The following is a 3998-nucleotide window of genomic DNA, read 5'->3' as shown; positions in this document are numbered from 1 at the left end:
GGTCAAAAGTAGATCAAAACCTGATGTAGAGTGGGGGCCTTGAAAGTTTCGTTCATATCAGGAGGCTCCCCGGCACGCCCGCGGAAAGCGAAGCGCCTGGAGCGCAAATCAACAACTTAGTTTAACAGACCAAATCAAAAAAATGGGGCATCCCGCAGCCGGGACACCCTGGTATATAAAAAGAGAGGTTAAATTTGGGATGAGTAAGAGTTTTTCAACAAATTACTGCATCAAAGAGGTGATCATTAAAAACTGGGGGTCCTCAAGGAATCTCCTCTTTCTTCATTACACTTACATCTTAGCGGGAAAAATTGAAGATGTTATGAAGAACTTGTGGTGAATTTGTGAAGTTAGAAAAATCACAGACCTATGATGATATAGTTTAGATATGGGGAGTGATAATAATGAGAATATTATTAGTGGACGATGAACGTAGAATTATAGAAGTTCTCGAAGCTTACCTTGAAAGAGAAGGCTATGAAATACATTGTGCCGATAATGGCATCGATGCCTTAAAAAAAGTTAAAACCATCAGACCTGATTTAATCATACTAGATTTAATGCTTCCTGACATATCTGGTGAAGAGGTATGCCGTCTCGTCAGAAAAGATTCCGATGTACCGATTCTTATGCTGACCGCCAAATCGGCCGAGGATGACCGCATCAACGGGATTGTAATGGGGGCAGACGACTATTTAACAAAACCATTCAGCCCGAGAGAAGTCGTCGTTCGTGTCCAAGCCATTTTAAGACGTGCGAAAAAGACTGAAAAAATAGAACGTCTTGAATTCAATAGAAAAAGACTGTCAATTGACCTGGATAAAAAAGAAGTAACTGTAAATGGACAATATGTAACCCTTACTCCGATTGAATATAAACTGCTAACTAATATGGCGGTGAACCCAGGACGAGTATACAGCAGAATGGACCTATTAGAAAAAATTCAGGATGAAGGCTTGTATTATGAGGGCTACGAGCGCAGCGTTGATACTCATATAAAAAATCTTCGTAAAAAAATTGAACTGGATTCTAGGCAGCCAGATTTTATCCTAACAGTCTTTGGCATGGGCTACAAATTTGGAGGGGTGCTCGATGCTGCAAACACTCCGGTCTAAAATTCTTTTTTACCTGGTACTCATTTCGATGATCGGAATTTTAATCGTCAGCTTTTTTATCCAGTATGGCTTTGAAGAAAGCTTTCACAGCTATTTAGACCGAAACCGTGAAAAAAAGATAGATAGAATCATCACGGAAATTGAGAAGGATTATCGCAAGAATGGCCATTTTACAAGCGATCCGGTCTTTGGACTCTTACACGAGCACGCGATGACCGATCAGCTTTATTTTCAATTGTATGACCGCTTCGGGCAGTTGCAACTGGATTCTTCGAACATTCGCGGCATGCTGAATAGCTTAGGGTTAACCGAACCGACACCGAACGGGGAGGAGTGGCACTCGAAAACCTATATCCTGAAAGTCGACAATGCCATTATCGGCAAGCTGGTTGCCATCTATCCGGAAGGCCTCATAGACGATGAATATACCTTTATCCAAACGATCCAATTATACATCCTTGCAGCTATCTGTTTAACAATCATTTTGGCGATTATCTTCAGCATGCTTTTTTCGAAAAAATTAACCTCAGGTTTAAATAAGCTTTCATTTGCGGCGGGGGAATTGCAGCAGCACAACTTGAACATTCGCATTCCCCTATCAGGCTTACCCACTGAGGTAAAGCAAATCGCCATCTCCTTCAATAATTTGGCTGAATCCTTGGCAAAAGAAGAAATGCTTCGGAAGCAGTTTACTGGCGATCTTGCTCATGAACTGCGTACACCGCTCGCCACCTTAAGAAGTCAAATCGAGGCTTTTCAGGACGGTATCTGGGAGCCAACGCGTGAGCGCCTCGAGACCAGTCATGAAGAATTGATGCGATTAGTAAGACTTGTGAATGAATTAGAAAAATTACTCGCAGCCGAAAATCCGCAAATCAGGCTTGATAAAATAGAATTAGATGCTGGAAGTGTACTGGCAGCGTTATGGGAAATTTTTATGCCCTTGTTTAAGGAAAAGGGAGTTCAGCTTCATATTGGAGAACATGGCCAAGAGGAATTGTTCGAAGCAGATAAGGATCGCTTGATGCAAATTCTTTCTAACGTCCTTAACAATGCTTTGAAGTATACGCCCGAAGGAAAAAATGTCACCATCTCTGTCGAAACCGAAATGGAAGGCTTTGTCGGTTTTAAAATTCAAGATGAGGGTTCAGGTATGGCTGAAGACGATATCCCCCATATTTTCGAGCGCTTTTATCGCGGCGATAAATCGCGTGACCGGAAAACAGGCGGCGTAGGAATTGGTTTATCCATTGTTAAAGCTTTAATGGATGCCCATAAAGGACTCATTAAAGTAAAAAGCAAGCTGAATAAAGGAACGAGCTTAACCCTTTGGTTTCCGCAAGAAGAATAGGCCGCTGCATCTGCAGGGCCTATTTTAATAAATCCTTGATATGATATACTTTTCCGCTTTCAAGATTTCCGCTAAGTAGGAATTCAATTAAAGCATTTGCTACGATATCGGGTTTTAATAACAATTCCTTTTCTTTATATTCTTTAAATTGCTCAAGGTCCTTAAATGCATCCTTAGTAGATGAACGAATGGTTTCCTGCATGTTCGTATCCATCACCCCAGGGCTAAAGGCAATAATTTTATGATTCGAATTTACTTCCGCTTGTTCCAGAGCAGCTGTTTGCGTGAACATATTCAGCCCTGCTTTGGAACTGCCATACACACTCCATCCTTCAATCGGCCGGACTGCAGCACCGGAAGTGACATTGATGACTTGGATTATCGTTTCAGTGAGCTGCGCTTTACTTAAAAACAAATTCGTAATCAGAATGGGGGCTATCAAGTTGATTTGAATGTTTCGAATGACTGGCGTTTGATCAAGGTGGCCAACCATATGGATGGGCTCAATGACACCTGCATTGTTAAATAGCAGGATTTCTGTTGGATTCTTTTGAAAAATATAATAGGCAATTTCCATAAATACTTCTTGGACTTCTTTCTCTAATGCAAGGTTACAAGAGTAATGCTGATAAAAAAGGCCTTTTTCCCATGCCAGTTTTTTAATTTCCTCATTTTCAAAGCGCGAAACAGAAACAATAGCGATTTGTTCCTGAATCAGCCGTTTGGCAATAGCCTCTCCTAATCCTTTTGACGTTCCCGTAATGACCGCATATTTCAAAAATACTCCCCCTTTATGTAACTCATAACTATTTTATTCTCCCCCATTTTTCAAAGCAAATAAAAAGAGCAGTCCCAAATGGAACTACACAGATTGTCGAGAAAGGTAATTTTCCTCGGCAATTTATTAAAGATTGATTGTCTCTGCTTAATGGCCTGTTGATTTCCGCTCCAGGCACTCGCTTTCCGCGGGGAGGTCCTAGAGCCTCCTCGGCGCTTTGGCGCCTGCGGGGTCTCTAGTGACCTCTATATCCCGCAGGAGTCGAGTGCCCTCCGCTCCAATCAACAGGGGGGAAATAAACCAATGGAGCTGCAACATACCTCTTTCTAAACCAAGCTAAAACGTTGCAAACATTTTTATCTTTTGACAGATTGCAGTCAGGAGGAACTGTTCGCTTTTATATATTACTCCCCTTAACAGGCCGTAGTGAAGCCGTGCAGCTCTTTTGAGTCTACGACGAAGCTGAACACAATATTTCCTTTCTAAATTTATAAAGATCCCGATTTAGCTATTCGATTTAGCCCTACCTTTTCCTTGTGCTCATATTATTTAATAGGTTTTTAGAAAGTCTCTATTAAAAAACACTCTGTTGATTGGAGCGGAAGGCGCGAAGACTCCTGCGGGAGTACGGGGCAGGGGAGACCCCGCAGGAGCGAAGCGACGAGTTATCATGAACGAAACTAGCTCCTACTCGTAAATACGTAGGTTAATTTGGTTAGAATGTTTATTGGAAAAAACAAACCAAATCAGAGCT

Annotated in this window: 3 protein-coding genes; 2 read left to right on the top strand and 1 reads right to left on the bottom strand. The window is 41.7% G+C overall.

Features of this window, described 5'->3' with window-relative positions; all coding sequences use genetic code 11:
- The first annotated feature begins 404 nt into the window (after positions 1 to 404).
- Positions 405 to 1115: a response regulator transcription factor gene (locus PH210_RS29525; RefSeq protein WP_289990299.1), complete on the top strand. Its 711-nt coding sequence runs from the start codon at positions 405 to 407 to the stop codon at positions 1113 to 1115.
- Positions 1093 to 2466 carry a sensor histidine kinase gene (locus tag PH210_RS29520; RefSeq protein ID WP_289990296.1) on the top strand — a complete coding sequence of 458 codons (1374 nt, stop codon included), beginning with the start codon at positions 1093 to 1095 and terminating at the stop codon, positions 2464 to 2466. The genes PH210_RS29525 and PH210_RS29520 overlap by 23 nt, the downstream gene beginning before the upstream one ends.
- 19 nt (positions 2467 to 2485) lie before the next feature.
- Here the strand turns inward: PH210_RS29520 and PH210_RS29515 are convergent, their stop codons facing one another.
- Positions 2486 to 3244 carry a (S)-benzoin forming benzil reductase gene (locus tag PH210_RS29515; protein ID WP_289990294.1) on the bottom strand — a complete coding sequence of 253 codons (759 nt, stop codon included), beginning with the start codon at positions 3242 to 3244 and terminating at the stop codon, positions 2486 to 2488.
- Positions 3245 to 3998: the final 754 nt, after the last annotated feature.

This window comes from Paenibacillus sp. BSR1-1 (genome assembly GCF_030403775.1).
In the GTDB taxonomy this organism is placed as follows: Bacteria; Bacillota; Bacilli; order Bacillales; family Cytobacillaceae; genus Neobacillus.
The sequence above is the reverse complement of the archived record's forward strand: the minus strand, read 5'-3'. Positions and strand labels throughout refer to the sequence as shown.

What these genes read in the sequence shown, in the direction of transcription:
- PH210_RS29525 (WP_289990299.1), top strand. Translation starts at nt 405, where the DNA reads ATGAGAATATTATTAGTGGACGATGAACGTAGAATTATAGAAGTTCTC.
- PH210_RS29520 (WP_289990296.1), top strand. Translation starts at nt 1,093, where the DNA reads ATGCTGCAAACACTCCGGTCTAAAATTCTTTTTTACCTGGTACTCATT.